Annotated in this window: 26 protein-coding genes and 4 tRNA genes; 12 read left to right on the top strand and 18 right to left on the bottom strand. The window is 69.5% G+C overall.

The window, feature by feature from the left end:
* Positions 1–112 precede the first annotated feature (112 nt).
* From ACIRSS_RS48690 to ACIRSS_RS48680, 3 genes are all read right to left on the bottom strand, one after another.
* Positions 113–727 carry a malonic semialdehyde reductase gene (locus ACIRSS_RS48690; protein WP_400908912.1) on the bottom strand — a complete coding sequence of 205 codons (615 nt, stop codon included), beginning with the start codon at positions 725–727 and terminating at the stop codon, positions 113–115.
* A 393-nt stretch (positions 728–1,120) separates the two neighbouring features.
* Positions 1,121–2,647: a sugar transferase gene (locus tag ACIRSS_RS48685; protein ID WP_400908910.1), complete on the bottom strand. Its 1,527-nt coding sequence runs from the start codon at positions 2,645–2,647 to the stop codon at positions 1,121–1,123.
* Between the two features lie 703 nt (positions 2,648–3,350).
* Positions 3,351–3,422, bottom strand: a tRNA-Val gene (locus tag ACIRSS_RS48680).
* Between the two features lie 393 nt (positions 3,423–3,815).
* Here ACIRSS_RS48680 and ACIRSS_RS48675 point away from each other — a divergent pair.
* The 4 genes from ACIRSS_RS48675 to ACIRSS_RS48660 all read left to right on the top strand — a co-directional run bounded on the left by ACIRSS_RS48675 (position 3,816) and on the right by ACIRSS_RS48660 (position 4,620).
* On the top strand, positions 3,816–4,241 hold the full coding sequence (locus tag ACIRSS_RS48675; protein WP_033293569.1) for an SsgA family sporulation/cell division regulator: 426 nt from the start codon (positions 3,816–3,818) through the stop codon (positions 4,239–4,241).
* Positions 4,242–4,377: 136 nt separating this feature from the next.
* Positions 4,378–4,450 (top strand) — tRNA-Gly (locus ACIRSS_RS48670).
* A gap of 23 nt (positions 4,451–4,473) precedes the next feature.
* Positions 4,474–4,544 (top strand) — tRNA-Cys (locus ACIRSS_RS48665).
* 1 nt (position 4,545) lies between these two features.
* A tRNA-Val gene (locus ACIRSS_RS48660) sits at positions 4,546–4,620 on the top strand.
* A gap of 126 nt (positions 4,621–4,746) precedes the next feature.
* Here the strand turns inward: ACIRSS_RS48660 and ACIRSS_RS48655 are convergent.
* The 3 genes from ACIRSS_RS48655 to ACIRSS_RS48645 all read right to left on the bottom strand — a co-directional run bounded on the left by ACIRSS_RS48655 (position 4,747) and on the right by ACIRSS_RS48645 (position 6,087).
* Positions 4,747–4,986, bottom strand: coding sequence for a hypothetical protein (locus ACIRSS_RS48655; RefSeq protein WP_400908907.1), 240 nt, complete (start codon positions 4,984–4,986; stop codon positions 4,747–4,749).
* Between the two features lie 291 nt (positions 4,987–5,277).
* Positions 5,278–5,745 (bottom strand): hypothetical protein, encoded by a 468-nt coding sequence (locus ACIRSS_RS48650; RefSeq protein ID WP_400908905.1) that lies wholly within the window; start codon positions 5,743–5,745, stop codon positions 5,278–5,280.
* Positions 5,746–5,748: 3 nt separating this feature from the next.
* Positions 5,749–6,087, bottom strand: coding sequence for a helix-turn-helix domain-containing protein (locus tag ACIRSS_RS48645; protein ID WP_400908902.1), 339 nt, complete (start codon positions 6,085–6,087; stop codon positions 5,749–5,751).
* A 113-nt stretch (positions 6,088–6,200) separates the two neighbouring features.
* Here ACIRSS_RS48645 and ACIRSS_RS48640 point away from each other — a divergent pair, with 113 nt between their 5' ends.
* From ACIRSS_RS48640 to ACIRSS_RS48630, 3 genes are all read left to right on the top strand, one after another.
* Complete coding sequence (locus ACIRSS_RS48640) at positions 6,201–6,380, top strand: histone-like nucleoid-structuring protein Lsr2 (RefSeq protein ID WP_400908899.1); 180 nt, start codon at positions 6,201–6,203, stop codon at positions 6,378–6,380.
* A gap of 808 nt (positions 6,381–7,188) precedes the next feature.
* On the top strand, positions 7,189–8,448 hold the full coding sequence (locus ACIRSS_RS48635) for an esterase/lipase family protein (protein ID WP_400908897.1): 1,260 nt from the start codon (positions 7,189–7,191) through the stop codon (positions 8,446–8,448).
* An 11-nt stretch (positions 8,449–8,459) separates the two neighbouring features.
* Complete coding sequence (locus tag ACIRSS_RS48630; RefSeq protein WP_400908894.1) at positions 8,460–9,515, top strand: alpha/beta fold hydrolase; 1,056 nt, start codon at positions 8,460–8,462, stop codon at positions 9,513–9,515.
* Between the two features lie 45 nt (positions 9,516–9,560).
* Here the strand turns inward: ACIRSS_RS48630 and ACIRSS_RS48625 are convergent, their stop codons facing one another.
* The 9 genes from ACIRSS_RS48625 to ACIRSS_RS48585 form a co-directional block, all read right to left on the bottom strand.
* Positions 9,561–11,288 carry an AMP-binding protein gene (locus tag ACIRSS_RS48625; RefSeq protein ID WP_400908891.1) on the bottom strand — a complete coding sequence of 576 codons (1,728 nt, stop codon included), beginning with the start codon at positions 11,286–11,288 and terminating at the stop codon, positions 9,561–9,563.
* Between the two features lie 98 nt (positions 11,289–11,386).
* Positions 11,387–12,448: a phenylacetaldoxime dehydratase family protein gene (locus ACIRSS_RS48620; RefSeq protein ID WP_400908888.1), complete on the bottom strand. Its 1,062-nt coding sequence runs from the start codon at positions 12,446–12,448 to the stop codon at positions 11,387–11,389.
* A 32-nt stretch (positions 12,449–12,480) separates the two neighbouring features.
* Positions 12,481–12,828: a hypothetical protein gene (locus ACIRSS_RS48615; protein WP_400908885.1), complete on the bottom strand. Its 348-nt coding sequence runs from the start codon at positions 12,826–12,828 to the stop codon at positions 12,481–12,483.
* A gap of 23 nt (positions 12,829–12,851) precedes the next feature.
* On the bottom strand, positions 12,852–13,610 hold the full coding sequence (locus tag ACIRSS_RS48610) for a CbtA family protein (protein ID WP_400908882.1): 759 nt from the start codon (positions 13,608–13,610) through the stop codon (positions 12,852–12,854).
* Positions 13,611–13,627: 17 nt separating this feature from the next.
* Positions 13,628–13,822, bottom strand: coding sequence for a CbtB-domain containing protein (locus ACIRSS_RS48605; protein WP_400908880.1), 195 nt, complete (start codon positions 13,820–13,822; stop codon positions 13,628–13,630).
* Between the two features lie 16 nt (positions 13,823–13,838).
* On the bottom strand, positions 13,839–14,276 hold the full coding sequence (locus tag ACIRSS_RS48600) for a nitrile hydratase accessory protein (protein ID WP_400908877.1): 438 nt from the start codon (positions 14,274–14,276) through the stop codon (positions 13,839–13,841).
* On the bottom strand, positions 14,276–14,875 hold the full coding sequence (nthA, locus tag ACIRSS_RS48595) for a nitrile hydratase subunit alpha (protein ID WP_400908875.1): 600 nt from the start codon (positions 14,873–14,875) through the stop codon (positions 14,276–14,278). Before nthA ends, ACIRSS_RS48600 begins: the two co-directional genes overlap by 1 nt.
* Positions 14,872–15,579, bottom strand: coding sequence for a nitrile hydratase subunit beta (gene nthB / locus ACIRSS_RS48590; RefSeq protein ID WP_400908872.1), 708 nt, complete (start codon positions 15,577–15,579; stop codon positions 14,872–14,874). The genes nthA and nthB overlap by 4 nt, the downstream gene beginning before the upstream one ends.
* Positions 15,576–17,111, bottom strand: a complete 1,536-nt coding sequence (locus ACIRSS_RS48585) for an amidase (protein ID WP_400908868.1) — start codon at positions 17,109–17,111, stop codon at positions 15,576–15,578. The genes nthB and ACIRSS_RS48585 overlap by 4 nt, the downstream gene beginning before the upstream one ends.
* A 162-nt stretch (positions 17,112–17,273) precedes the next feature.
* On the opposite strand from ACIRSS_RS48585, the gene ACIRSS_RS48580 reads away from it, so the two are divergent.
* Positions 17,274–18,245, top strand: a complete 972-nt coding sequence (locus ACIRSS_RS48580) for a helix-turn-helix domain-containing protein (protein WP_400908866.1) — start codon at positions 17,274–17,276, stop codon at positions 18,243–18,245.
* 662 nt (positions 18,246–18,907) lie between these two features.
* Here ACIRSS_RS48580 and ACIRSS_RS48575 read toward each other — a convergent pair.
* Positions 18,908–19,390, bottom strand: coding sequence for a DUF3592 domain-containing protein (locus tag ACIRSS_RS48575; RefSeq protein ID WP_400908863.1), 483 nt, complete (start codon positions 19,388–19,390; stop codon positions 18,908–18,910).
* A 74-nt stretch (positions 19,391–19,464) separates the two neighbouring features.
* On the opposite strand from ACIRSS_RS48575, the gene ACIRSS_RS48570 reads away from it, so the two are divergent.
* On the top strand, positions 19,465–19,752 hold the full coding sequence (locus tag ACIRSS_RS48570) for a phosphotransferase (protein WP_400909522.1): 288 nt from the start codon (positions 19,465–19,467) through the stop codon (positions 19,750–19,752).
* A 78-nt stretch (positions 19,753–19,830) separates the two neighbouring features.
* Here the strand turns inward: ACIRSS_RS48570 and ACIRSS_RS48565 are convergent, their stop codons facing one another.
* Together ACIRSS_RS48565 and ACIRSS_RS48560 are read right to left on the bottom strand one after the other, a co-directional pair.
* Positions 19,831–20,892, bottom strand: a complete 1,062-nt coding sequence (locus ACIRSS_RS48565; protein ID WP_400908860.1) for a hypothetical protein — start codon at positions 20,890–20,892, stop codon at positions 19,831–19,833.
* Between the two features lie 97 nt (positions 20,893–20,989).
* On the bottom strand, positions 20,990–21,712 hold the full coding sequence (locus ACIRSS_RS48560) for a hypothetical protein (protein WP_400908858.1): 723 nt from the start codon (positions 21,710–21,712) through the stop codon (positions 20,990–20,992).
* Between the two features lie 148 nt (positions 21,713–21,860).
* On the opposite strand from ACIRSS_RS48560, the gene ACIRSS_RS48555 reads away from it, so the two are divergent.
* The 3 genes from ACIRSS_RS48555 (at position 21,861) to ACIRSS_RS48545 (ending at position 25,641) form a co-directional block, all read left to right on the top strand.
* The gene (locus tag ACIRSS_RS48555) at positions 21,861–22,466 is read left to right on the top strand and encodes a TetR/AcrR family transcriptional regulator (RefSeq protein ID WP_400908855.1); all 606 of its coding nucleotides are present in this window, start codon (positions 21,861–21,863) and stop codon (positions 22,464–22,466) included.
* Positions 22,467–22,505: 39 nt separating this feature from the next.
* On the top strand, positions 22,506–22,985 hold the full coding sequence (locus tag ACIRSS_RS48550) for a hypothetical protein (RefSeq protein WP_400908852.1): 480 nt from the start codon (positions 22,506–22,508) through the stop codon (positions 22,983–22,985).
* Positions 22,986–23,319: 334 nt separating this feature from the next.
* Positions 23,320–25,641, top strand: coding sequence for a WD40/YVTN/BNR-like repeat-containing protein (locus ACIRSS_RS48545; protein WP_400908849.1), 2,322 nt, complete (start codon positions 23,320–23,322; stop codon positions 25,639–25,641).
* Positions 25,642–25,915 lie beyond the last annotated feature (274 nt).

Here is a 25,915-nt window from a genome sequence, read left to right as displayed (position 1 = left end):
TGACAAAGACGACTCCGTCGATGCTAGTCGGCGGCCCGCGCGGCCCTCACGCGCGTGGCGGGAACGCCGGACGGGCCGCCTCCGGTTCCGGAGACGGCCCGTCCGATCGAGGTCAGAGGGTTTCGACGACCTGCTCGAAGTCCAGCCGCGGCAGGCGGTCGAACCAGGGGTTCTCGCCCGGCTTGCCGACGTTGACGACGACCAGCGAGCGCCACTTCTTGTCCGCGAAGAACTCGTCGTCGACGCCCTGGGCGTCGAAGCCGGTCATCGGGCCGGCGGCCAGCCCGGCGGCGCGGACGCCGATGATGAAGTAGCCGACCTGCAGCAGCGAGTTCAGCTTGGAGAACTCGACGCGGCCCTGCTCGTCGGCGAAGTTGTCCTTCACCTGCGGGGCGTGCGGGAACACCTGGGGGATGTTCTCATGGAAGTCGACGTCCGCGGCGAGCACGACGGTCAGCGGCGCGGCTTCGGTCTTGTCCCGGTTGCCCGGGGCCATGTGGGGCAGCAGGCGGGCCTTCGCCTCGGCGGTCCGGAGCACCAGCGCCCGCAGCGGCTGGGTGTTCATCGACGTCGGGGCCCACTTGACGAGGTCGTAGATCGCGCGGACCTGCTCCTCGGTCACCGGCTCGGAGCTGAAACTGTTGGCCGTGCGCGCCTCGCGGAACAGGAGGTTCTGGACGTCCGCGGGAAGCTCGAGGGCCTCGGTCTGCTCGGCAAAGGTGGTCATGGGGCTGGCTTCCTTCCGTTGGGTCGGTTACCCCGTCCAACCAGGTTGAGCGTTGAACTATTTCGCGTTCAACCATCCGGCGCCGGTGAAGTGGATCACAAGGGTGAGCCGGCGGTTACGGCCCGCAAGGGGCAGTCAGCCGACCGGGTCGCGCGGGGCTCGCCGGGTGCGGACGACCTCGGCGAACGGCGCAGTACCGACCGCGCGGCGGGAGCAGGGGCCGCGCGGCGAACAGGGGCGGCTCGGCGGCCCGATGGGCTGTCGAGCGAGGCCCAACCCGCCCGTTGCCGCCGGAGCCCGCCGCACCGCGCGCACCCCGAAACGCGAACACGGCCGCCGACCCCCCTCGGCGGGGATCGGCGGCCGTGGTGCGCGATGCGCGGCAGGGACGGGTCAGTAGGCGCCCTGCCCACCCATCACCGCGCGGAACGTCTTCCACAGGATCACCAGGTCGAGCGCCAGCGACCAGTCCTCCACGTACCGCAGGTCGAGCCGGATGCTCTCCGCCCACGTGAGGTCGCTGCGGCCGCTCACCTGCCAGAGCCCGGTGAGGCCCGGCTTCACCAGCAGCCGGCGGCGGGCGTCCGGCGCGTACTGCGCCGTTTCCTCCGGGAGCGGGGGCCGCGGGCCGACGAGCGACATCTTCCCGGCCACGACGTTGAACAGCTGGGGCACCTCGTCGAGCGAATACCGGCGCAGGAAACCACCCACGCGGGTGATCCGCGGGTCGCGCTTCATCTTGAACAGCGGGCCCGCGCCCTCGTTGTCCTGCTCGAGCGTTTTCCGGATTTCGTCGGCGTTCGTGACCATCGTGCGGAACTTGAGCATGGTGAACGTCGCGCCGTCGCGGCCGACGCGGCGCTGGCGGTAGATCACCGGGCCGCGGTCGTTGAGCTTGATCGCCAGCGCGATCACCAGCAGCAGCGGGGAAAGCAGGGTCAGCAGGAACGCCGAGCCGGCGCGGTCCACGATCTCCTTCACCACGCGGCGGCCGCCGGTGAACATCGGGGCCGTGACGCGCAGCAGGGGCATCCCGAGCACGCCGGTGACGTTGAGCCGTGGTCCCGCGACCTCCATCAGGACGGGCGCCACGACCATCTCCGCGCCGGTGCCCTCCATGTCCCAGGCCAGGCGCTGCAACCGCTTCGGCGTCCAGTACTGGTCCGCGGTGATCGCGACGACGCGGTAGCCGCCGCGCCGCACGTAGCGGGACAGTTCTTCCAGCCGCCCGACGACCGGGACGCCGTCGATCTCGCCGCTGTCGCGGTCGGCGCCGTGGCCCGTGAACGTGCAAGCCGCCTCGACGCGCCACCCGACGTGGGCCTCGGACTTGGTGCGCGCGATGAGGTCGGCGACGGTTTCCGGGCTGCCCGCGGCCATCACCGGCAGCAGGCAGAGTCCCCGGGCGCGCTTGCGGTGCAGCACCTGGCGCAGCAGGTACCGCTGCGGGAAGGCGACGAGCGCGATGGCCGGGACGACGACGAACACCCAGACCTGGACCTCGAGGGCGCCGAACAGCAGGCCGCCGAGGGCGACCAGGACGGCCGCGGTGATGAAGCCGCGGCCCAGCGTGCGGTACTCCTCGGCGCCTTCGCCGAGCACGCGCGGGCTCCAGGCCCGGCTGGCGGGCAGGGAGACGAAGATGGCGAGGATGGTGCCGAAGGCGTGCATGTCGTGCGGGGCAACGCGATCGATGACGAACGCGCTGATCGCGATCACCAGCAGCGTGATGAAGACGTCGCTGCCGATGACCCAGGCTCTGTACCTCGCCTCCCAGGCCGCCGGGAGTGCCTTGGGGGCCGGCGTGGCGGCCGCGTCGGCCGTCAGGTCGTCCCGCTGGGCGGGGCGGGGAATGGCCTGGAGGTCGATGTGCGGCGGTGGCTGGCTCACCGTGTACGACGGCCGCACCGACTCTTCCATCTGACCTCCCGGGACCAGGGATCGGGTTTGGATCCGCACGCACGCTGCGTTACCGGAAGTGATTTCGTACAGTCACCACTACTGGATCTCGCGCTGTGCCCACGGAGGGCTTCACACGGCAAGGTATCGGCGACTCTCTCAGCATCGTTACAAGGATTTCCAGCCACATGCCGTGCGTCTTTCCCGCCAGAAAATGGCCGCAAGATAACAAGACGATGACGATGCGTAATAGCGCGTATCCCCGGAAAAACTACGGAACGTAGTCAACAGGGCGATACCCGCACCCGGGTGGACCCACGCTCTTCCGAACGGCCGAACCGGGCCCGCGGCTCTACTGTGGACACTGCGCGGGCCGGCCGGTCCACAGTGGACCCGGACGCCCGCTCGCGCCGACGGCCACCGGACCGTCACGCGCCCGATTCGTTCCACAGAAGACTGCCGCGCCGACAGCTCTCAGAGGCAGTTCCGGACGGCCCGCGCGACCGGGCCGGGAACCGCTCTTGTCAGCTCATACGGACGCCCCGAACGGATCGTTCACTCCGTTTTGCGGTGCTCGACCTCACAACGGTGGCCAACCTCACAAGGCGACCATGGCCGAGGGTCCGGGGGCGCGCCCCCGGCGGAGGCGTGGGGGCTCGGCCCCCACAAGACAGAGAGCCCCTGTTCGCGCGTCCGGCGAACAGGGGCTCTCTCTGCGAACTCGTGGGCGATACTGGGATCGAACCAGTGACCTCTTCGGTGTGAACGAAGCGCTCTCCCGCTGAGCTAATCGCCCGCTCGCGGTGTTGGGGAGAACACTAGCGTACGACTTCCGGGCGCCTGCAAATGGGTGGTCTCGGGCGACCACACTCCGCTTACCGGCGAGTACGGAACGAACAACCCCGAGCTAGCCGGGGTTGTGGCCGGCGGGGGCCGCCCGACACGACGTTCGACATCCGTGCGACGGTGCTATCGCCCGGCGACTAAACCGCGCAGTATGGAGAGGTGGGCTCACACGGGCGCGCCGGTCGATCGCGCGCCGTGCGGGTGAACACGGGCGCAAACGGGGGCTGATGGGCCCGTACGGGTGATGTGCGGCGCACCTGCGACGGAATCGGCCTCCCGATGCGTCCCATGTGGTGACGCCCTCGGCCGGGCCGGGCCGGGAAGGGAGACGAAGGGTAGGACGATGCGCAACGATCACGTGACGCTCCGCTCGACGGCGGTCTTCGACCTGCTGGCGCCGCGGACGCCCGCGGTTCCGGTCAAGGTGGAGCTGCGCTACGACACACGCGACCCGTACGCGGTCGTCGCCGCCTTCCGCACCGGCCGCGCCGGCTGGGTCGAGTGGGTGTACGCACGCGACCTCCTCGCGGACGGCCTCCTGGCCGACGCGGGTGACGGGGACGTCCGCATCCGCCCTTCGGTCGAGGACCCCGAGTCCGTGCTGATCGAGCTGAACTCGCCCTCCGGGCACGCCATGTTCGAGGCGTCCGCCCAGGAGCTGGCCGACTTCCTCGACCGGACGTACGACGTGGTCCTCCCGGGCAACGAGCACCTGTGGGTCGACGTCGACGACGCGCTCACGCACCTGATCCCGCACGATCTGGCCTGATGACGGGCTCGCAACGGCTCAGTGACACCCCGGTGTCGGAGCCGTTTCCGGGGTCCGATATGGTTTTCCCACACCACGGCGACGGGGTGAGCGACAGGGCCACGGCCCCGAAACTCCCGAACCGCAGCCGGGAAGTGCGGATGTAGCGCAGCTGGTAGCGCATCACCTTGCCAAGGTGAGGGTCGCGGGTTCGAATCCCGTCATCCGCTCGGAAGGCTCTCGGGCCTGTCACGGTGGAGTGGCCGAGAGGCGAGGCAACGGCCTGCAAAGCCGTGTACACGGGTTCGAATCCCGTCTCCACCTCGCGCGATTAGCTCAGCGGGAGAGCGCTTCCCTGACACGGAAGAGGTCACTGGTTCAATCCCAGTATCGCGCACCACGTGTTTTAGCAGGTCAGAAGCCCTGTCCCTCCTCGGAGGGGCGGGGCTTCTTGCTGTCAGTCGGCGATGGCCCGGCGCGACTGCAGGTGCGGGAACCACGACACCAGCTTTGCGCGCTTCCCCGGCTACAGGGACGCCAGCGACCGCAGCCGGCGTTCCTCCAGCGCATCCGGGATCTGGTTCACCATCGCCGGCGTCACGTGGTCGTAGACCCGCGCGATCCCCTCCGCCGGGCGACCTCCGGGATCCCGTCTTCGATCAGCCAGGTGGCGTGCGTGCGCCCGTCCCTCATAGAAGGCGAACGTCGACAGGATCGGCGGACGCCGCTCCCCCGCTCCCGACTCGTCCAGATCGACCCATCCCATGGCTGTCCATCAGCTCTTCATAGAGCACCGCGATCCCCGGAGGCAACGCCACGAACCGAGGCCCCGCAGGGGCTTTGGTCCGCCCCTTCTTCGGCCGGGAGTTCCCCCGCCGCGTCGGGGGCCGCTGGCGGCCGTCCGCGTGATGATCATTACTCTTCCGGCCTCCTTTGTGGACCTTCCCACCCACCTCCTTCAGCGGCGTCCGGATCGCGATGCCACGCCGCTCCGAGTCGTACTCGTGCCGTTGCTGCCCGACGAGTTCACCCCATCGGGCGCCGGTATAGAAGTCCATCAGGCACAGCACGAACCCCGACATCCCGAGACCAAGTTCGTAGAGCCGCATCGCTGCCCGCAGCGCCCGTGCCGGCGTACCCACCAGGACGACTCGGCATAGTCCTCGTGCAGCTTCGAGAGCCGGCGTTCGATCTCGACGAAGCTGTTGAAGATCGCGACCAACGACCACGCCTTCCACTGCGGCAGCAGCTGACTGTCGAGGAACGACCGGTACTTCGCCAGTGTGTTCAGCCCCAGCCGCGGAGCCACTGCCTCCCGCCAGTCCTCGGCGAAGTCCTCGAACCGGGTCTCGCCATCCCGCGGGTGCAGCCACAGGTTCCGCCGGATCAGCGCCTCCTGCTCAAGGCCCCAGTCCTCGGCTGCTTTCTTGGTGGGGAACCCTGAACGGCTTCCCCACGTCCCATCGGGACGCTTGTACCGGGCACGCCACTCACCCGCGCCGGGCTCTTCCTGGCCGTGGGCCATCCTTCACTCCTTCTTTCTGTACTCCGCCCGCCTCACGCGGCGCGGAAGTCCTGAGCAACGTCCTGAACGGACAACCGCTGCCGAGGCGGCTTCACAGGCGCCGCGCTCGCACCGGGTGAACCGGTAGTGCTTGCCGAACCGGTGATGCGGCACCGCCCCGGCGGCAGCCCGGTCCTTCAGGGTCCTCGGCGACAGCTGCAGCAGCTCCCCGACCTGCTCAGCGGTGAGCAGCGCGTCCGGGTCTTCCGGCGGCTCCGGCACAGTCGCACGGACCGCCGCAGCAAGTTCCCGGATCGCGGCCGCGCCACCGTCGGGGCACTCCACGTCCATCTCGGTCTCCATCACTTTCTCCTTTGTCACTGTTGATGGTTCAACTCCAACTCAAGAGAAATACAAAGAGCCTCGTCAACAGGGCATGCCCGCCGACCTGCCCCGTTTCAAAGAAGGATGGAGACATGGCCAAGCGAATCTCTATCGAGATCTCCGATGGCACAGACGGCAGCCACGCCGACCAGACTGTCCCGTTCGGACTCGGCGGCGTGTCCTACGAGATCGCGAACGCCGGCGCGTTGCGATCGAGCCTTACGTGGCAGTCGCTCGCCGCACCGGCGGTGGCCGCATCAAGGTCGCTGTAGGACAGCCGACCGACAGCACGACGCAGGAACCGAAGGCGAACACGGACTACACGGCACTCACGACATCCGCGCATGGGCTCGACAGAATGGGTACGAGGTGCGATCAGGGTCGAATCTCAAAGGTGGTTGTCGAGGCATTCCACTCCTCCCGCCGGAACGACAGCCCGGTTGCAGCTCGTGGGCCCGTCCCGGAACGACGTCGAAGCGACGACCCAACCGCAGTCAACTCTCGCATCTAACTCCGAGAATCAGCTCCGTTGGAGACGAGCAGTGCCCGCGGCCGATCCCCCGAGAGCAGTCGAACCGCGCGGCGACTCCGCGGTGCACGCCAGATCACCGTCGGAGAGCGCAGCAACTTCACTTCGGAACGTTGCAGGCCAGCTCCGACACACGGCGCACTCTCCGCGACGCTAAGCAGTCGCTCGCTGTGCCGCGCCCATGGCTAGCAGCACAAGTGCCAGCTTGCGGCTGCAGAACCGAACGGTCCGATCGGTAGCCGTATCGGTGGGGCTTTCGTGCGAATCAGCGGACCGAGTTGATCTATAACCCCACACTGAAGTTCGCCACTGACCTGCAGCTTGAGTGAGCTGCCTCCCTGCGGGAAATCTTCCACGTTTGCGTGTTCAAAGCGGCCGCCCCTCACCCGAGGCACCCTGGACCGAGCACCTTCGGTGACCCGTGACCGCACCCCTCGATGTGGTGCCCGCGACCATGTCCGAGGCGCGCGGGGCGTGGCCGGCGCACATTGCTCCGGCCCCTCCGGTGGCCGATAGTTGCGGAGTTCCCCCGGTGTCGTGAGGAGCCCGTCGTGCGCCTGCTCAGCCTGGTGGCCGCTGCCGCCATCGTCGTCGGTGTGGAGGTCGCCGCGCCGGCGCCGCCGGTTGCCGCGGCCGCTCCCGCCTATCTGACCAACGAGGCGACGTTCAGCACCGTCGCCAACGGGTGGGCCAAGGTGGAGCGCTACCGCGACACCACACCGGGATTCGCCGATGAGCAGTATCCGCCGGACGGGCGGGGCAACCAGGACGGGCAGCGGCTGACCTTCTTCGGCGGGGTGGCGCAGCCGTCCTCGTCACGGTTCCTGCTGTACTCCGCCCCCGGGTGGTCGACCGGCGCGAAAGCCACGCCGGTGCTGCTGGTGCACGGCGCCAACGACAATCCCGACCGGGCCTGGGCCAATCCGAACGAGTCCGGCGGCTTCGGGTGCGGTTCGGCGACGTGCCCGTCGACCGGGCTGATGCAGTACCTCAGCTCGCGCGGGTACCGGGTGTTCGCCATCGGCTTCGCGCACAAGCAGGGCGAGAACCGCCAGCAGGCACAGCAGGTCGGTGACGCGATCGCGCTGATCAAGTCACGGCTGGGTGTGAGCCAGGTCGATCTGGTCGGCTGGAGCAAGGGCGAGCTGTCCACCCGGATGTACGTGTCCTCGGTGAAGCCCCCGTGGGGACGGGCCTACGCCGGCGACGTGCGCAAGCTGATCACCCTCGGCGGCCCGAACGGTGGCTACGACTACCCGTTCGCGCACGGTTACGCGCACGACCTGTCGATCTGGCCGGAGTGCGGCGTCAACATCAACGCGCCGAGCCCGCACACCAGGATGACCTGCTACGGCGCGTACACCTACCACCCGGAACTGTCGATCACCCCCACCGCCGGCTGGGACACCTACCCCGGGCAGCGGCAGATGCTGGCCCGCTTCGACAGCACGTTCGGCGTGGACGGCTCGCAGCAGGACTGGTACACGACCTACTACGGCGGCCAGGGTTTCTACACCGACGGGACGGGCATCCAGGCCGCGATCGACGCCGGGTCGATGATCTCCGCCATCCAGTCCGCCGGCACCCCGGCAAGCGTCTCGGTGTACCTGCTGGCCGGCGGCTCGCCCACCATCGTCGGCGTGTTCAACGAGAACCGGGGCCCGAGTGACGGCATCGTGTTCGTGGCCAGCGCGTTGGACAGCACGGGCATCGGCCACCTCGCCGCGACCGCGCTGGTCGGTTCGGTGAACCACTTGCAGCTGGGCTGGGCGTCGGCGTCGATGTCCCAGGTGACGAGCTGGCTGGCGTGAAAGGGACGACAGTGACCACACTCCTCGACGGAATCACGTCGGCGAAGGTGCCGACCGAGCGGCTGACCACACACGTGCTGGAGGTGGCCGGCCGGGAGCACGGCGAACCGGTCGTGTTCATCCACGGCAACGTCTCGTCCTCGGCCTTCTGGCAGGAATCGATGCTCGACCTGCCGCGGCGGTACCGCCCGATCGCGGTGGACCTGCGCGGATTCGGCGGCACCGATCCGTTGCCGGTGGACGCGACGCGGGGCGTGCGCGACTACGCCGACGATGTGGCCGCCACGCTGGCCGCGCTGGACGTCGGCGCCGCGCACCTGGTCGGCTGGAGCATGGGCGGCGGCGTGGTCCTCCAACTGCTGCGCGAGCACCCCGCGCTCGCGCGCACCGTGACACTGGTCAACCCCGTCTCGCCCTACGGCTTCGGCGGCACCAAGGGCGCGGACGGCGAGCTGGTCGACGCGACGGGTGCCGGCTCGGGTGGCGGTGGCGGCAACCCGGACTTCGTCGCCCGGCTCAAGGACGGCGACGCCTCGGACGAGTCGCCGTTCTCCCCGCGACAGGTGCTGCTGGCCTTCTACGTCAAACCGCCGTTCCACCCCGCCCGCCTCGACGACCTCGTCGAGTCGATGCTCACCACCCGGGTCGGCGACGACCACTACCCCGGCGACTTCACCACGACCGACGCGTGGCCGGGCGTCGCGCCGGGCACCCGTGGCGTGCTCAACACCATGGCGCCCGGCCATTTCCGCCTCGACGACCTCGACGCGATCGAGCGCAAGCCCCCGATCCTCTGGGTGCGGGGAGCGGACGACCAGATCGTGTCCGACACCTCGATGTTCGACCTCGCCCACCTCGGCCGGCTCGGCGCGGTGCCCGGCTGGCCGGGCGAGGCCACCCATCCCGCGCAGCCGATGGTCGCCCAGACCAGAGCCGTCCTCGACCACTACGCGGCGGCGGGCGGCGACTACCGCGAGGTGGTCATCGCCGACACCGGGCACAGCCCGCACATCGAGAAGCCGAAGGAGTTCTCGGCGGCGCTGCTCGAGGGGCTGGCCAAGGGCTGAAGAGCATCGTCGCGCAGGTCGCGCCGGCGAAACCCGCCTGCGCGGTCAACTCTTCAGATCGGGGAAGTCGTCGTCGCGGTGCTCTCCGGCCTGCCGGTTGTCTCGCGCCTCGATTTCGCGTCGGCGCAGCTCGACCCGGCGGATCTTGCCGGAGATGGTTTTGGGGAGCTCTGAGAACTCCAGCCGGCGTACCCGCAGATACGGCGCCAGGTGCGAGCGGGCGTAGGCGAGGATCGAGCGCGCTGTCTCGGCGTCGGGCTCGTGGCCGGGAACCAGTGCGACGTATGCCTTCGGGACGGCCAGCCGGACCGGGTCGGGTGCCGGCACGACGGCCGCTTCGGCGACCGCCGGGTGCTCGATCAGCACCGACTCGAGCTCGAACGGGCTGACTTTGTAGTCGGAAGCCTTGAAGACGTCGTCGGTGCGGCCGATGTAGGTGAGGTAGCCGTCCTCGTCGCGGGAGACGACGTCGCCGGTGTGGTAGAAGCCGCCGGCCATCGCCTCGGCGTTGCGCTCGGCGTCACCCAGGTAGCCGGTCATGAGGGTCAGCGGCCGCTGCGCGAGGTCCAGGCAGACTTCTCCCTCGCCGGGACCCTCGACGACGGTGTTCGTCACCGGGTCGACCACGACGACCGGGACACCCGGCAGCGGCCGGCCCATCGAGCCGGCCTTGACTCCCTGGCCCGGGGTGTTGGCGACGCACGCGGTCATCTCGGTCTGGCCGAAACCGTCGCGGATCGTCAGGTCCCAGTGCTTCTCGACCTGGCTGATGACCTCGGGGTTGAGCGGCTCACCGGCGGCGATCACCTCTCGCAACCGGCCGCGACCACCGGACAGGTCGGCGTTGATCAGCATCCGCCACACCGTCGGCGGAGCGCAGAACGACGTGACGCCCTCGACGCGAATGTGCTCCAGAAGAGCCGCCGGATCGAAACGACCGTAGTTGTAGACGTAGACGGTGGCTTCGGCGAGCCAAGGCGCGAAGAAGTTCGACCAGGCGTGTTTGGCCCACCCCGGGCTGGAGATGTTGAGGTGGACGTCGCCCGGCTGCAGGCCGAGCCAGTACATCGTGGACAGATGCCCGACCGGATAGGACACGTGCGTGTGCTCGACGAGCTTCGGCCGGCTGGTCGTACCGGAGGTGAAGTACAGCAGCAGCCGCGCCGTACTGGCATTGCCCGGATGGGGAACCGCGCCGGGAGCGGTGTCGTACGCCGCGGCGTAGTCGAGCCAGCCGTCGACGGCTCCGCCCACGACGAAGCGGAGGTAGCTGCCCGGTACCTCGCCGAACTTCGGCGCGTCGGCGGGGTTGCAGATGACCGCCCTGGCCTGCCCCCGGTCGAGGCGGTCGGCCAGCTCGGCGGGGCCGACGGCCGTGGTCGTCGGCATGATCACCGCCCCGAGCCGGATCACGGCCAGCATGCTTTCCCACAGCTCGACCTGGTTGCCGAGCATCACCACGACGCTGTCGCCGGGCCGTACTCCGTGGCCGGCGAGGTGGGCCGCGACCAGCTCGGAGCGGGTGACCAGCTCGTCGAAGGTGTACGCGCCGCGGCGCCCGTCCTCTTCGGTGATCACCAGCGCGGGCCGGTCGTTGCCGCGCGCGAAGGCGTCGAACCAGTCGTGGACGAAGTTGAACGTGGGGCCGACGTCGGGCCACCGGAACGACGCCACGGCCTCGTCGTAGGACGTCCGCAGGTCGCGCAACCGGTCGCGGGCCGCGCGGAGGTCGACGACCGCTCGCGGACGTCGCAGCGGGGTGGGGGTACTCATCGGCGGGCTCCTCGAGGCGGGCGGTCGTCGCGCATGGGGACACGGGGTAGGGCGTCTCCGGGCCGGGCGCGGAAGGCAATCCGGCCCGGAGAAGCCGGTCAGGCGCCGGCGGGCAGGCGCGCGTCGCGCAGCATGCCGGTTCGCGGGTGGCAGTTGATGTACTCGAAGATCTGCTCCCGGCCGTCGGACACCGACACCTCGTGGTACAGGCGCAGCTTCTCCAGGCCGGTGACGACCCGGAAGAACGTGACGAAGATCCGCAGGTGGGTCGGGTGGGACTCGGCCCACCGCTCGAGGTGTTCCAGCGACCGCCAGTGGCCGATGTTGTAACTCTCGTCGAGCTCGTTGCCGTCCAGGTCGATGCTGTGCACGAACCGGTTGCTGTAGCAGCCGGCGGTTTCGCCGTTGTCCCGGAGGAAATCCATGCCCTCCTCGAGGGCCGGGAGGAGCTCGTCCAGGTAGAGCGAGCGCTCCTCCTCGCCGGCGTCCCGCCAGTCCTGGCCCGAGCGGATGAGGGCGATGTTGTCGTGGCCGCGGACCACCACCCGGCCGCCCTCGGCCGGGTGACCGGACACGACGGTGAGCTCCCCGGCGGCCTGCAACCAGTCGGTCTGCGACCGCGGGATGCGGTCACGCATCGAACCCCAGTAGCCGTGCTCGCTGATCTCGCCGCTGATCTCCCCCATGACGCTCCCGACACCCGGGAGGTCGTCCTGGAACGCGTAGAGGGTTTCGAACTGCTCAGCGCGCGGGGTGACGACTTCCCTGAAGTAGCCGAGGCCCTCGCTCAGCCGCTCGTCGGAGTCCCACCAGCCCTTGACCTCGTCGGAGCGCAGCCAGCGGCAGAAGGCGGCCGGGTCGCTCCAGTAGCCGACGGCCATGAGGTTGTGGTGGCCGGAGTTGTCGACGTGGTCGGTGAGGTCGTGGTGACCGGGGCCGTTCGCACCCTCGAACGTGCCGACGATGTGGCGGAGCGCGGCCAGCGCGGCCGGTCGCTGCTCGTCACGTCCATATTGGACACCGAGGTAGGCCATCGCGACCTGCTGCAGGCCGGTGCCGGCGCGGGCCACCCACATCGGGAACGGCGGCTGGTAGTCGTCGGGGACCCGGCGCGTCAGGGTGCGCGGGCACTGCAGGTGGGTGTCGATCGCGGATTCCATCGTGCTTCTCCTTGACGAAGTGTTCTGGGCTGTCAGGGGCGGGGTGGATTGACGCGCCGGAGCCCGGCCGCGGACAGCACCTCGCCGAGTTCTTCCGGTGGCTCGGCGAGGCCGGGGCCACCGCGGCGCACCCAGTCGGCGACGGCACGCGCCCGTTCGACGGTGTTGACCTTCACGACCCAAGCCGGCCGGGCACCCGCCCGGCGGGCATCGGAGGCCGGGTTCACGACCACGACGTTCGACAGATCACACGCCCACAGGCAGTCGACGCGCGTGAGCTGTGCTTCGGGACCGATCGTGGTCTCGAGGACGTCGGCGATGCCTTCGTGGTCGACGTCCGGGTGCTTGCGGACGGTTCCGCAGCAGCAGCCGCGGCACATCCTGATCCGCGGCCCGGACGCGTTCACCCGGCCTGGGCGCGCTGTGGCCTCGCGGACAGGGCGAGCCGCGGGCGGGCGGACGTCAGCAACGCGAAAACGGCGGCGAGAACCACCCACATCACCCCGATCTGGGCCAGCGAGGCGACGCGGAAGTGCCAGATCAGCTCGGCAGGGACGGTCGCCGGCACCGGGTCGGCGACGTCCGGCAGCGCCCAGAACAGCACCGCTGTTCCGGCGATCCCCACGGCGGTGGCCGCCGCCGCGCGCGCTCCCTGCGACAGGGTCTTGGCGCGCGCGACGCCGGTGACCACGGCCACCAGGACGACGGCGCCCACGATGGCCCCCAGGTAGGTGAGGGTGCGGGCATCGACGGTCATGGGGTCGCCGACCGCGGGTGGGTTCGCCGGGACGATGAGGGCGGGGGCCAAGGTGAAGGAGACGAAGCCGAGTCCGGCCAGCACCATCACCGACGCCGCGGGCGAGCCGCTGCCGGGCAGCCTCGCCCGGAGGAACCGGTGGACCAGGGCGAACGCGATGCCGATCAGGATTCCGACGACCACCACGGTGGCCAGGCCGAAGGAGACCTGCTGGTCCCGGGTCACCACCTCCGCCGTGGCGTGCGCATGGCCGCTGTGCCCTTCGGCCTCCGCGTCCTCGATGGCGATCGAGGCCCGGATCGACGGCTCGACGAGCCAGTACATGGCTGCGGTTCCGGCCACGCCGGCCACGACGCCCGCGAGAGCGCCGTAGCCGATCGTGCGGCCGATCGGAACGGTGTCCATCAGCTGTCCCCCGCCGCTCAGTGACACGGGACGCCGAGGGCGTGGCGCGCGTCGTGGGTGAGTTCGTGCAGGTAGTGGGCGGCCTGCGCGGAGAGGGCGAACCCGTTTTCCTGCAACAGGAACAGCACGCCCAGCAGCGCGAGGACGGTGAGCACGATGCCGAGGTTGGTGGTCGCGAGCTTGCCGCCGGCGACGGCGATGCGCTGTGTCATGGTGTTTCCTTCCGGGTCAGGCGGGAACGGTGCGCGCGGGATCGACGGCGATCGGCTCGGTGTGCGCCTCGTGGTGGTTGCGGTTGGCCGGCAGCGCCAGGACTTCCCTGGCCTGGACGTCGAGTTCGGCCGCGTCGAGCACGCCGGCCTCGGCCATCACGACTTCGAGAGCGGACACCCAGTGCTCGTAGTAGGACCACGGGACCGCACCCGCCGACCCGGCGCGCTCCCAGTCCTGAATGGACGCGATCAGCGCGCCCTGGAACTCCGCCCAGTCGAAACCGATTCGGCGATGGGCGGCCACGGCCATGGCGAACGCACGGATCTCCCACGGGTGGTCGAAACCCGGTTCGCCGCCGGGCATCCCGCAGACGAGCTGCTCGACTTCCCGTCGCGTTTCGCTCAGGACCGCAGCGCCGGCGTACGGCGCCGGAAGGGTCGTCACGGCGGACATCAGGCGACCTCGGCGACCGGGCCGACGCCGATCATCGAGTCACGGGTGACCAGGGCGAACAGCTGCTCCTCGGTCCACCCCTCGGTGCCGGCCGGGCGCTGCGGCAGCACCCAGTAGCGCATCTCGCTGCTGGAGTCCCACACCCGCACCTCGACGTGGTCGGGAACGTCGAAACCGAACGCCTCGTGCAGCACCTTCCGCGGCTCCCGCGTGATGGCCGCGCGGTACTGCGGGTCCTTGTACCAGTTCGGCGGCAGGCCGAGCACCGGCCACGGGTAGCAGGAGCAGAGGGTGCAGACGATGATGTTGTGCACCGTGTCGCTATTCTCCACCACGACCATGTCTTCGCCCTGCAGGCCGCTGATCCCGAGCTCTTTGCACGCTTCGCTGGCGTCCTCGACGAGCCGGGCCTTGAACCCGGGGTCACTCCACGCCTTGGCGACGACCTTGGCGCCCAGCTGCGGCCCGACCTCGTGTTCGTACAACTCGACCATGCGGTCGATGGCTTGGGTCGTCATGACCCCCTGCTCGATGAGCATCGACTCCAGCGCCTTGACGCGGGCGGCGATCTCCTCCTGGGTACGGATCTTCGCGCTCATGCGTGCGCTCCTTCGGCGGTGGTGGCGAGCTCGATGTAGGGGTCCCAGACGTCGAAGTAGACCGATCCGTTGGGCTCGGCGTGGTCGGCGCCCCACAGTTCTTCGTTGGTGAACCGGACGGTGTAGACGTGCTCGGGGTGTTCGCCGAGCCCGTTGCCCGCGGTGTCGGGGTAGATGAAGCTGCCGTGTGCCAGCACCACCTGACCGACCGCGCCGCGGATGTACCGGGCCCGGCGGGTGTGGCCCTTGGGCGCGGACCGGTCGACCCGGACGACGTCGCCGACGGTGAACCGGGCCGGCTTGCCCGACTCGCGCTTGGCGGACGCACCGGTCGGAACGACAGCCTCGACGAACGCGAGCAGGTCGGGGTCGTCGGCGTGCTCGGGCAGCGGGGCGTCCGGGTTCGCCAGGTAGTACTCGGTCCGGCGGTCGAGCTCGGCCACGTCGAGCTTGCCGAGCTGCTCGCCGAAGTGCTCGACGGTGTGAACCCAGTGCTCGTAGTACGGCGACTTCAGGTACACGGCGGGGTCGATCAGCTCGATGCCGTGGCGGAACTGGTCGACGCCGAAGAAGCCCGCCCGGAAGCACATGGCGAACATCGGGAACACGGCCTTCTCCCACTCGGCGCGGAAGACCGGCTCCTCGCCGGGGACGATGACCGGGCCGACACCGTCGGTGCCGGCGAGGTCGAACACTCCGTTCATGCGCTGAACTCCTTCTGGTACTGGGGTGCGGTGAAAGTTCCGAGCGTGCGCTCGAAGGCGTGGGCGGCGGCCAGCACGCCCGCGTCGTCGTCTTTCCTGCCGACGACCATCAGTCCGACCGGAAGGCCGCCGGACAGGCCGGCGGGGATCGAGCAGGCGGGGTGACCGGTCACGTCGAAGGGCGCGGTGTTGGAGACCATCTCCAGGGCGCGGCCGATGATCTCCTCGACCGGCGCGTCCGGGGGCGGGATCAGGCTCGCGGTGATCGGGAGCGTCGGCATCACCAGGACGTCGTAGGTGGCGAGAGCCGTGTCATAGGCGGCGGCCAGGACGCGCTCGAGGTTGCGGGCCTTCGCGTAGCCCGCGCCGTAGCCGTTCCGCAACGCGTACGTGCCGCCGAGCGCGACCAGTTTGACCGTCTCCGAGAACGCTGACGGGTCCCGTCGCCATTGCCGGCCGTAGAACGCCATCTGGTCCGGGTCGTAGGTGCCCTTCCAGTTGAGCCCGTAGGCGTTGCCCTGCACCATCTGCCACGTCGCGCCCTCCACGGAGATGACGTCCCAGATCGCCGCGCCGTGTTTGTGCCACGGGATCGGCACTTCCTCGGCCACGTGCCCGGCGGCGGTCAGGCTTTCGACGGCCCGCCGGACCACGGCGTTGACTCCGGGATCGGAGTTGGCCTGGTCGAAGCCCTCGGCCACCACGCCGATCCGTACGCCACGATCCAGCTGCTCCAGCGCGGCGACGTAGTCGACGCCGGTGACGCCGGCCGGCTGCCGGGGGTCCTGGCCGTCCGCACCGGCGAGCACGGTCAGCATGGCCGCGGCGCCGGCGACCGTCGGCGCGATCGGGCCGAGGTGATCGATGGTCTGCTCGATCGGGAACGCCCCGGTGTAGGGCACCAGCCCGAAGGTCGGCTTGTGCCCGACGACCCCGCAGAAAGACGCCGGAATGCGGATCGAGCCGCCCTGATCGCCGCCGATCGCCAGGTCGACCTCGCCGGCGGCGACCAGGGCGGCGCTGCCGCTCGACGAACCGCCGCTTGTGCGGTCGAGATCCCACGGGTTGCGGATCGGCCCGGTCTTCGCCGTGTGCGAGGCGCCGGAGAAGCAGAGGTCCTCGCACACGGATTTGCCCGTGATGGTCGCTCCCGCGTCGAGCAGGCGCGTCACGACGGTCGCGTCGACCTTCGGGACGAAGCCCCGGACCGTCTCCGACCCGTTCATCATCGGGACCCCGGCGACCGCGACGTTGTCCTTGACCGCCACCCGCCGCCCGGACAGAGGTCCGTCCGGGCGTCCGGTCAGCTCGGTGGTGACGTACCAGGCGCCCAGGGGATTTTCGGCCGGCTCGGACCACGCCCGCTCCGGGGCTGTGGGAGCCACCTCGGCGTCGTACAGGCTCTCGACGACCTCCCACGAGCCCAAGAGGCCCGTTGCCGCCGCGTGGTACACGTCGAGGTCTCCGGGACCGATCCCCAGTCTCAACTCGTCGGCGAGGCCCTCGATCTCACTGCGGGAGGGGAGCTCCATGATTTCTCCTCGTCAAGGTCGGCGGGTCGCTGCCCGGGATCAAATGCCCCCCGGCGCGAGCGGGTCAACAACCCGGAGCGGCCTTGGGTAGCGAGAGTCAATCCGAGGGCACGGAGGTGCAGAAAAGTTGACAAGGTTCGGGGCACGACGCACTGTTACCCCATGTCAGGTGCGGTGCAGATCGATGCCGCGGACCGGCCTCCCCCGGAACGCGTCGACTACTGGCGCTCGAGCGTGTGCGACCAGTTCGTGCCGCTCGCCGTCGAGCCGGTCGGCACCGCACTGCGCGGACGGGTCGCCGGCGGCGGCGTCGCGGAGACCAGGCTGCGGCGGATCCGCGCCACCCGGCACACGTTCGAACGGCGGACCAGCGACATCCGCGCCGAGGACCCCGGCGTCCTTCACCTCCTGCTCCAGGACCGCGGCGAGGCAGTCGTGGAACAGGACGGCCGGACGGCGACTCTGACCCAGGGTGACCTGCTGCTCTACGACAGCTCCCGTGCGTTCCGCTTCCGGACCGGCGACGAGTTCCAGTTCACGATCTGCCTTCTGCCGAAGCGGCTCCTCCCGCTGTCCGAGAGGGTGCAGCAGGAACACACCGCCCGGGTCTTCTCCTCCCAGGAGGGCGTCGGCCCCGCGGCGGCCGCCCTCCTCACTTCGATGGCCCGGCAGGACTCGGAGACCTCTCCGAGCCAGCAACTGGCCTTGCAGCAAGCCATGGTGAGCATGTACGTCGCGTTGCTGTCGGAGGACGGGGTCGCCGGCAGCCCGCCGGCGGTCCACCTGTCCATGGCGAAATCGTTCATCGTCCGCAACCTGGGCGACCCAAGCCTTTCTCCGGCGGATATCGCGGCGGCATGCAATCTTTCCTTGAGCTACCTGCACCGGATCTTCGCCAACGACGGCACAACAGTCGTCGGCTATCTCCGGGAGAAGCGGCTACAGGCCGCCCACCGCGACCTGACGTCGGCCACAGTGGACGAGACGGTAAACCACATCGCCCAGCGATGGGGCATCACCGACCCGGCGCACTTCAGCCGGATGTTCAAGAAGCACTTCGGCCTGACTCCGGGCGCGCTGCGCCGCACCGCACGCCCCGACGCGGCGGAGCATCACCAGCAACCTTCGGGCTAGCTGGCTCGAATTCGGCCAGCCCACCAAAAGCCAGGGTCCCGGACGGCGCTGGACGTACGTCCGGCTCGCCACGGTGCTCTGCAACTCCGTCGCCCGATCGTCCACCGCCGCGTCGGCGGCCGCGCCGGCTGCGGCGACTCACGAACGAGGACGGCCCCGCCGCACGGGCCGGCAACCAAATACCGGCCGCAAGACAACACCTTAGCGCCTCAGTCCCTGTTGCCGATCAGACGCCAGTCGCCGGTGGCGTCTCGCTCAGGCGACGTCAACCCAAGTCGGCAGCCATCCGCGCCAGCGCGCACGCCAATCCCGGAACGGCAGTGTCACGGGTCAGCGGACGCTGACCGCAGTGGGCACTGAGGCAGATCACCGCGCCCTGCTTCGGTCCCGGTTCGTGAGTCGCCGGCGGTCTTGTGCCCGGTCGGATGTGACGCCCGTGTGCGATCAGGCCTTCGGGATCAGCCGATTCCCGACAACGCAACGCCTTTGAGCGGCTGAGCCATCGCCTGGCTGAGCGCCGAGCCGGACCTCATCCCGGCGTAAGTGTCTTCTCGCCGTGGGAGCTGAATTGTGCTCAGCCGGATCGAGTTCGCGCCCGTCGCATACGGCGCCGCCGAACGAGTCGGTGCGACCGACCCCCGCCTCGCAACCAGCTCGGTTGCTCAGGGCTGCCGAAGGCGCGTATACACGAAGAACGTGATGGCCGCGATCGCCAGCACCGCAGCCAGGCCCACCATCTCGTTGCGGGAGCCGGAGAAGTCCAGGGGCTCTCGGGTGTCCCAGAGCGTCCGGTCCGGCCGTTCGGGGTCGTAGCGGACGCGCAGCTCTTCCCCCGGGCGCAAGCCGGGATCACGAGGAAAGTCGGACAGGAGCGCGACGACGTCCTGGCCCGAGGCCGTGACGAACCGGACGCGCACGTTGTAGCCGCCGCGGATGTCGACCCGCTCCGTGACCACGGCGGGCGCCTCCAGCGCTCGTCCGCGGACGTCGTTCTCGTACTGCTGGACAGCGACTGCGCCGAGGCCGACGGCCACCGCGAGTACAAGCCCGGCCAGCAGGATCCCGAGGGCGACCCGGGTGCCCAAAACCGCGCGGTACGGCGGTTTCCGCCGCCCAGGAGAAGGGATGCCTTCGGGCTCGGTCACGGGCGGATGAGGTGGACCCGGAAGGCCGACGGTCGGGGTGGGCCCGCCCGGTGCGGTGAAATCGCCATCCGACGATCCTACGGGCTCCGCTGTCGAGACTCACGCCTTGGCGGCGGGCGATCGAACGCTGCGCGGCGCTGCTGGACACCCGGACCCGGCCTGTGTTGTTGCACGGCGATCTGCACCTGGGCAACGTCCTCGATGGCGGACCGTTGCGCGGTCTGGTCGCGATCGATTCCGAGGCGTGCACCGCGCACGAAGGCGTCGAGGTGCGTTGTCAACGAGTCGCGAACGCCATCGCCCACCTCACCTACGACGGTCCGGAATCGGCGATCGACGAACTCATCTCCCTGACCCGGTGATGCACTGTTGCCCCTTTCGCGCGATTCCGTCGCTCGGCCTCGATCTCGATCGCTTGAGGCATTCCAGCTGAGCCGCGCTCAGGTCAAGCGAAACCAGCCCACGCAGGGATAGCCCGGGAGACCCGCTTTCACCGGTTTTCCCGGCCGCGGATAACCCTGCAGCCACAGCTGCCCGGTCGTCGCGACGTTCGTGGCCATTGAAACGTCGGCCACGAGCCGGAACCGCGTCTGCCGGCCGTCGGGGTGCAGGGCCCAGCCGGTCAGCCGGGTCGCCCCGCGAGTGCGCGGCACGAACTGCGTGTCGAGCGCGACCCGCAGCTCGACCCAGGTGTCTTCGGTGATCGGGCGGCGGATCCGCAGCGCGCCGACGAGCACCAGCAGGCCCAGCAACAGGAACACCGCGCTGCTGCCGGCGACGCCACCCACCGCGGGCGCGCCGGCGATGCTGCCGGGGTCGAACGACACGATCGACACGAAGACGAAACCGGCCGCGCCCAGCGCCAGGAACGTCACCGCGGACCCGAGCGTCCGCCGGATCTGGAACGCCCGGTGCGCGGCGAGCACCGGGTCGCGTCGCGGCGGCGTCGGGTGGCGCGAGACCGGCTCCGCGGGCGTCGCGCCGGCCACCGGCGCGTCCTCGATCCGCCCCTCCCGCAACCACATCGCGCCCGGCAGCCGGACGAACACCCGCCGCCCGGTGCCGAGCACCCACAACCGGCGCTCGCCGGCCAGTTGCACCCGCTGCCCGTCGTAGAGCCGGGTCCGCAGCCACCGCCCGTCCGGCAGCCGCACGGACACCCGGGACCCCTTCACGAGCAAGCCGTCCGGGGCGACGTCCAGCCGGTGGTAAGGCTCCGCGAAGAGCCGCCGGACCCGCCGGTACAGGTTCAGGACGTAGCACAACATCGCCAGGATGGCGCCGAAGACCGTCAAGTAGAAGTACGGCAGCCCGCTCCCCCGCTTTTCGGTCAGCGCGAGCAGCACACCGAAGCCGACGAGCGCGCAGTTGAGTCCCGTGCGGAGGACGGTCGTCCTGGTCAGCTGCCGGATGTACCCGGCGAACAGCGGCTCGGCCCCCGACGGCACGTGCGGCGCGGGTTCGTGAACGCGGACTCTGTCCGCGTTCGCAGCGATGTCCATGATTCTTCTTCCCCCGTCGGCGCTTCCGCTCAGCCGCGGAATCGTACCGGGCCCGGGTGCGGGAATGAGGCGCCCCGGGCTACCCGACGTTGCCGAATCACCCGCTGACGACCGGCACCGGCAGCGTGGCCGAGCGCGTCGCGCGACGCAGCCGGGCCAGCGACAGCACGTGCAACGCCGCGTCCAGCGGCACCACCGTGGTCGGGATCAGGGCGAGCGGCAGCAGCGACATGGCCGCCGTGGACGGGGAAACCGCCAGGACCGGGTGGGTCGCGAGACCGCCGAGCAGACCCAGCGTGACCGCGACAACGAGGTCGAGGAGGCCGAACACGTTGAACCAGATCGCCCGACGCCGGCTCCAGCGGCGGGCCAGCAGGAGGGCCGCGACGCCGATCGCCATGTCGCCCAGCCCGGCGGGCAGCGCGAACACGGCCGGCAGCGTGCCCTGGACCATGGCGATCAGGAACAGCACGCCCAAGACCCGCACCGCGTGCGGCCACGCCGGCCGCGTCGTCGTGCCCGAGGCGGCCAGGATGCGCGCCAGCACCGGAGTCCGGGCAGCCAGCAACGCGGCGACGAGCGCGCCGAGCGCGGCCACCCCCAGCCAGGGCACCACCGCGTCCGGGTCGTGATAGACGTCGTTCGCGGCCAATGCCGCACTCGCCACGACCCACGCGCCCCACACCACGCCGACGAGCACCGCGACCCCGGCCGATCTGCGCGGCGACAGCCCGGCGGCCGGCCCACCGCGATACAGCGCGACGGCGGCCACGGACGGCGTGGCCACCGCCCCGACGAGCACCAGTACCCACATGACCATGACGCACCCTTCATCGAACAGTCAGTCTGATATCGAACAACTTGTTCGAGTATGGTGTTCGGGACCAGGCGATCGTCAACGTGCGATCCGGGCCGACTGTCCGGAAACGAACAGATCGGCGAAACCGACCGGAATCCGGGAGGCTGCGATGCCCGACGACAGACGCGTCCGGCGCACCCGCCGCGCGCTGCACGAGGCGTTGATCGAACTGGTGCTGGAGAAGGGCTACGAGGCAGTGAGCGTCCGGGAGATCCTGGACCGCGCGGACGTGGTCCGCTCCACGTTCTACGCGCACTACCAGGACAAGGACGCGCTGCTGTTCAGCTGCTTCGAGGAGATGCTCGGCCAGCTGCGCGACGCGGTCGGCACGCTGTCCCCGACCGACACCGCGCGGCCGGCCGAGCTGCTCTACGAGCACGCCTACGAACACCGCACGGTGTACCGGGCGCTGTGCGGGCGGCAGGGCGGCAACCTGGTCGCGGGCCACCTGCAACGGATGGTCGGCCAGGTGCTGACCGAGCACCTGAGCCAACCGCTGGCCGAGTCCGGTTCGGATCTGCCGGTCGACCTGGTCGTCGACCACTACACCAACACGACGCTCGGCCTGTTGGGCTGGTGGGTCATGCACGACTTCTGCCACGACCCGGCCTGGTTGGCCGGGACGTGGCGAAAGCTGGTTCTCCCCGGCCTGCGCGCCGTGCTGGAGGCACCGGCCGCGGTGCCGACGTCCGGAGTCGCGCCGCAAGCCTCCTAGGATCGTCAAGGCTCGCGCTGCCACAACGAGAATGAGGCCATGGGATATCAACTGCAGGCGGTCGTCGCGGCCGAGCCTGTGCTCCGGAAGTTGGCGGGCACGGTGGACGTCGCATGCATCGTTCCGCTCGCGCAGCACCTCTGCTTACTGCCGATGACCGACGCGTTGTTCGACGCGGTCACCGTCGCCGGAGCGGCGAAGCTCGAAGGGTTCTGGAAAGCACCCGCCGGGTTCGGTCACGCCTTGGCCGCTTGTTCAGCGGACGGTCCCATCAGCTACGTCGAGGCTGACTACTTCGGGGGAATCGGAGCCCAATCCGCGCAGGTGTGGAAGAACGGTCAGGTGGTCCTCGGTCCCCTGCACCTTCCCGAAGGAAAGCCGATGCCGGCCGAGGGCAGCCCCATCTCCCGGGCGCTTCGACGGCTCGGCGCGGTCAAGGGCAAGCACCTCGATGAGTTCGATGCCGTCGGGCTCGGCCGCCACCGCGAGACAGACGACTGGCTACCACCGACGAGTTGATCACCGCACTCTCGCGCCGACGCGTCCTCGTCAGCAAAGTACTGCGCCACGGACCTCCGTGCGCTCGCGGCCCGCGAACTGGACATGCCCGTCCTCGCGGTGGCAGGCGGCTCGGGGAACTTCACGCCCGCCTCGGACATCGATCGGAAATGATGACTCCGCCTACTTTCGACGCGGGCCGAATGGCCGAGCACGCCTGGATTTTCCGTCGATCGTCCGATGACACCCGGGGTTGGAACGGGTTAGCGTGCCTTGCTGATCAGAGGGTCACCCGGGCGAGGTGCGCTATATGTTCGGTTTCCGGCGGTTTTCACGGCTCATAGGCATATTCGTCGTGGCCGTGGTCGCCGCGGTGTTGCTGACCTCGGCGACCGGGCACGTGACCGGGCTCGAGGGCGAGGATCACGACGCCGACAGCGGTCAGGTCGACGAGGACGAGGGCGCCGGCGGTCCGCAGACGCCCGCGGACTACCTCGACGACAAGTTCACTTCGTTCCGGACCGTCACCGACGATCAGGTGCGGCAGGCGGAAGCGCAGGCCGCGGCCTTGCCCGAGAACGGCAACGGCTGGCGTCTGGTCGGACCGTCCAACGTCGGTGGGCGGATCACCGGCCTCGTGGTCGACCCCCGTCGTCCGGACACGATGTACGTCGCGGCGGCAGGCGGTGGCGTGTGGCGCAGCACGGACGCCGCCGCCACGTTCCAGCCGGCCTGGCCGGCCGGGCTGCCGCAGGCGATCGGCTCGCTGGAAATGGGACGGGACGGGACGTTGTGGGCCGGCACGGGCGAGGCGAATCCGTCCGGCGGCGGCCTGACGTTCTTCGGCAACGGTGTGTACCGGTCCACCGACGGCGGCCGTTCCTGGGACTCCTGGGGCCTGACCCGCAGCGGCTCGATCGGCAGGATCCTGGCCGACCCGGTGGATCCACGGCGCGTGTACGTCGCCGCGACCGGCAACCTGTCCGGAACGGCTCAGCAGCGTGGCATCTACCGGCTGTCCGACAACGGCCGGGACTGGCGGCTCGTGCTCCCGGCGCCGAACAAGACCACCGGTGGCGTGGACCTGGCGATGGACCCCGTCAACCACAACCGGATCTACGCCGTGCTGTGGGACCACCAGCGCAACAACGGCGCGCGCGTCTACGGCGGCGTCGGCTCCGGGCTGTTCCGTTCGGACAACGGCGGCGACACGTGGACACGGCTGGAGAACGTGATCGGCACCGCGTCGACCGACCAGGCCGGCACCGGGCTGCACAGCGATCCGAGCCTCGGCCGCATCGGCGTCGCCGTCGCACCGAACGACCCGAACCGGGTCTACGTCATTTCCGCCACGCAATACGGCCCGGACAAGGGTTTCTACGTGTCCAACGACGGCGGGAACTCGTTCACGCCGGGTGGGCACGCCGGCGGCGGCAGCGGTTACGCCTGGTGGTTCGGAAAGATGTGGGTCGACCCGCAGCACGAGAACCACCTGTTCGCCGCGGACGTCAACCTGCGGGAGTCCAACGACAGCGGCGCGACCTGGCACGTGTCCGACGGAGTCCACGCCGACCAGCACGCGATGCAGTGGGATCCGAACAAGACCGGCCGGATCTACCTCGGCAACGACGGTGGCGTCTACCGGTCGGACACCAACGGCGCGTCGGGCGCCTGGGTCCACGCCACGTACGAGCCGTTCAACCAGTCGTACCACCTCGCCGTGGCCCAGGACGATCCCACCCGGCTGGCCACTGGCCTGCAGGACAACGGAAGCGTCCGGACGTGGACACCGACGACCCCACCCGGTGACCTCACCCAGTGGAACGCCTACGGCGGCGGAGACGGGCACGAGGTGCTGATCGACTACCGCGACCACAACGTCTACTACGAGTGTTCGCAGGTCGGTGTCTGTCACCGGCACGTGGACTCGGGTGGGAACTCGCAGTCGGTCAGCTTCGGCACCCGGCACTCCGACCGCATCACCACGGACGCACCGGTCGTGCTGGATCCCACCGACCCCAAGGTCGTCTACTTCGGGGGCAACGTCCTGGACCGGTCGACCGACGGTGGCGTCACGTTCACCCGGATCAGCCCGCCCGGCGATTTCCTGACCGGTCCGGTACCGCCGAACGAGAACGACCAGGGTCCGTTCTACGGCAACGAGTACGCGACGATCACGTGGATCGCGCCGGCGAAGACCGACCCGAACACGATCTACCTCGGCACCGATACCGGCCGGCTGTGGAAGACCACGGACCTCGGCGCGACGTGGACCGAGTTCACCGGCAAGGGACTGCCGACACGCTGGGTCAATGCGATCGTCGTCGACCCCACGGACGCCAAGCACGCGTTCGTGGCGTTCTCCGGCTACCGCGAGGGCGATCTCGCCGCCAACGTCTGGGAAACCACCGACGGCGGGAACTCGTGGGACAACATCAGCGGCCGGCTGCCGAACGCACCGGTCGAGATGATCACCTACGACCCATCGCGGAAACGGCTCTACGCGGCCACCAACCTCGGTGTGTTCGTCAACCGTGACGGCCGCGGCAACTGGCGTCGCCTGGGTCGCGGACTGCCGAACACGTCCATTTTGGACATCAAGATCACGGGTGACGGCCGGACCCTCTACGCCGCCACCTTCGGCCGCAGCGTCTGGTCGATCCGGATCGACGACTGACGCTTGCCAGCGGCTACCTCACCCGCACGATCGTTACACGGCGTCGTCAGATGCTCAATTCGTACGTTTGCCGAGGCGAGCTCCTAGCAGATCGTCACCGTAAGGGGCGTGACATCCCGTTCAAGTCAACAGTTTCGTCAAGCGTTGTTCGACGAAACCCGAACCTGCGAGACCGTCTCCGGCTAGGAGCTGTCCTGTAAGTCATCGGAGCCAGAGCACAATCGCAGCGATGGTCAGCTCGGCCTGGTAGTAAGCAGCGCGTTTGGCATAGCGG

The sequence above is a fragment of the Amycolatopsis sp. NPDC101161 genome (genome assembly GCF_044768185.1).
In the GTDB taxonomy this organism is placed as follows: Bacteria; Actinomycetota; Actinomycetes; order Mycobacteriales; family Pseudonocardiaceae; genus Amycolatopsis.
The sequence above is the reverse complement of the archived record's forward strand: the minus strand, read 5'-3'. Positions and strand labels throughout refer to the sequence as shown.

Excerpts from the sequence above, each read along its gene's own strand:
- ACIRSS_RS48690 (WP_400908912.1), bottom strand. The coding sequence starts at position 727 with ATGACCACCTTTGCCGAGCAGACCGAGGCCCTCGAGCTTCCCGCGGAC.
- ACIRSS_RS48685 (WP_400908910.1), bottom strand. The coding sequence starts at position 2,647 with ATGGAAGAGTCGGTGCGGCCGTCGTACACGGTGAGCCAGCCACCGCCG.
- ACIRSS_RS48675 (WP_033293569.1), top strand. The coding sequence starts at position 3,816 with ATGCGCAACGATCACGTGACGCTCCGCTCGACGGCGGTCTTCGACCTG.
- ACIRSS_RS48655 (WP_400908907.1), bottom strand. The coding sequence starts at position 4,986 with ATGGGATGGGTCGATCTGGACGAGTCGGGAGCGGGGGAGCGGCGTCCG.
- ACIRSS_RS48650 (WP_400908905.1), bottom strand. The coding sequence starts at position 5,745 with ATGGCCCACGGCCAGGAAGAGCCCGGCGCGGGTGAGTGGCGTGCCCGG.
- ACIRSS_RS48645 (WP_400908902.1), bottom strand. The coding sequence starts at position 6,087 with ATGGAGACCGAGATGGACGTGGAGTGCCCCGACGGTGGCGCGGCCGCG.
- ACIRSS_RS48640 (WP_400908899.1), top strand. The coding sequence starts at position 6,201 with ATGGCCAAGCGAATCTCTATCGAGATCTCCGATGGCACAGACGGCAGC.
- ACIRSS_RS48625 (WP_400908891.1), bottom strand. The coding sequence starts at position 11,288 with ATGAGTACCCCCACCCCGCTGCGACGTCCGCGAGCGGTCGTCGACCTC.
- ACIRSS_RS48620 (WP_400908888.1), bottom strand. The coding sequence starts at position 12,448 with ATGGAATCCGCGATCGACACCCACCTGCAGTGCCCGCGCACCCTGACG.
- ACIRSS_RS48615 (WP_400908885.1), bottom strand. The coding sequence starts at position 12,828 with ATGTGCCGCGGCTGCTGCTGCGGAACCGTCCGCAAGCACCCGGACGTC.
- ACIRSS_RS48610 (WP_400908882.1), bottom strand. The coding sequence starts at position 13,610 with ATGGACACCGTTCCGATCGGCCGCACGATCGGCTACGGCGCTCTCGCG.
- ACIRSS_RS48605 (WP_400908880.1), bottom strand. The coding sequence starts at position 13,822 with ATGACACAGCGCATCGCCGTCGCCGGCGGCAAGCTCGCGACCACCAAC.
- ACIRSS_RS48600 (WP_400908877.1), bottom strand. The coding sequence starts at position 14,276 with ATGTCCGCCGTGACGACCCTTCCGGCGCCGTACGCCGGCGCTGCGGTC.
- nthA (WP_400908875.1), bottom strand. The coding sequence starts at position 14,875 with ATGAGCGCGAAGATCCGTACCCAGGAGGAGATCGCCGCCCGCGTCAAG.
- nthB (WP_400908872.1), bottom strand. The coding sequence starts at position 15,579 with ATGAACGGAGTGTTCGACCTCGCCGGCACCGACGGTGTCGGCCCGGTC.
- ACIRSS_RS48585 (WP_400908868.1), bottom strand. The coding sequence starts at position 17,111 with ATGGAGCTCCCCTCCCGCAGTGAGATCGAGGGCCTCGCCGACGAGTTG.
- ACIRSS_RS48580 (WP_400908866.1), top strand. The coding sequence starts at position 17,274 with ATGTCAGGTGCGGTGCAGATCGATGCCGCGGACCGGCCTCCCCCGGAA.
- ACIRSS_RS48565 (WP_400908860.1), bottom strand. The coding sequence starts at position 20,892 with ATGGACATCGCTGCGAACGCGGACAGAGTCCGCGTTCACGAACCCGCG.
- ACIRSS_RS48560 (WP_400908858.1), bottom strand. The coding sequence starts at position 21,712 with ATGGTCATGTGGGTACTGGTGCTCGTCGGGGCGGTGGCCACGCCGTCC.
- ACIRSS_RS48555 (WP_400908855.1), top strand. The coding sequence starts at position 21,861 with ATGCCCGACGACAGACGCGTCCGGCGCACCCGCCGCGCGCTGCACGAG.
- ACIRSS_RS48550 (WP_400908852.1), top strand. The coding sequence starts at position 22,506 with ATGGGATATCAACTGCAGGCGGTCGTCGCGGCCGAGCCTGTGCTCCGG.